Annotated in this window: 1 protein-coding gene; it reads right to left on the bottom strand. The window is 47.5% G+C overall.

What is annotated here, in order from left to right:
• A partial coding sequence (locus tag HZY94_RS00035) for a Rib/alpha-like domain-containing protein (protein ID WP_257151886.1) occupies nt 1–255 on the bottom strand: 255 nt, incomplete at both ends.

The following is a 255-nucleotide window of genomic DNA, read 5'->3' as shown; positions in this document are numbered from 1 at the left end:
TACCGGAACCTCATCACGAGTACCATCTGGATAGGTTACTACAACAACAGCTGACTTGTCTCCCTCACTTGAGGTATTGACAGGAGCCTTAAAGGCATACTGGGTGCCCTCAGGTAAGCTGCTCGCACTCTCAATGGAATTTACTGCTTGTGGAGTTTCATTCGGTTTAACCGTCTGCGTCTTCCCTGCTGGCGTATACTTGTCCTCATCTGGTGCAACAACCTTAACAATTACTGGAACTTCTTCACTGGACTT

The sequence above is a fragment of the Streptococcus danieliae genome, from assembly GCF_013415245.1.
Taxonomy (GTDB): domain Bacteria; phylum Bacillota; class Bacilli; order Lactobacillales; family Streptococcaceae; genus Streptococcus; species Streptococcus danieliae_A.
The sequence above is the reverse complement of the archived record's forward strand: the minus strand, read 5'-3'. Positions and strand labels throughout refer to the sequence as shown.